This window comes from Falsihalocynthiibacter sp. BN13B15, assembly GCF_041205415.1.
Lineage (GTDB): Bacteria > Pseudomonadota > Alphaproteobacteria > Rhodobacterales > Rhodobacteraceae > Falsihalocynthiibacter > Falsihalocynthiibacter arcticus.
In genome coordinates this window covers 1-243 of record NZ_JBGFCE010000140.1, presented here as the reverse complement: position 1 = coordinate 243, position 243 = coordinate 1, and the positions used below count along the sequence as shown (strand labels likewise).

At 51.9% G+C, this 243-nt stretch carries 1 pseudogene; it reads left to right on the top strand.

The features are described from left to right. Positions 1-119: pseudogene (locus tag AB9F26_RS22540) on the top strand (class I SAM-dependent methyltransferase); the annotation flags it as partial. Positions 120-243: the final 124 nt, after the last annotated feature.

Genomic DNA, 243 nt, shown 5'->3' with positions numbered 1-243 from the left:
CCGAACTGGGGTATGGTGACTCTTTCTTTCGAAACTGGCAGTATTGCATGGAAATTTGCGCGGCCTCGTTTGCCGTTAGCCATACAAATGTGGTGCAAGTGGAGCTGGCGCATGCTTAGGGTTCTTGTGATCCTTGTTGTTTTGGCGGTTCCGACATTTTTGCAGGCGTCGACAGTGAAAACCGTTCTTTCAACGCTGCAAGTTCGCGGTGAGGCGACTCTTCGGTTCATGGGATTCCCGCTC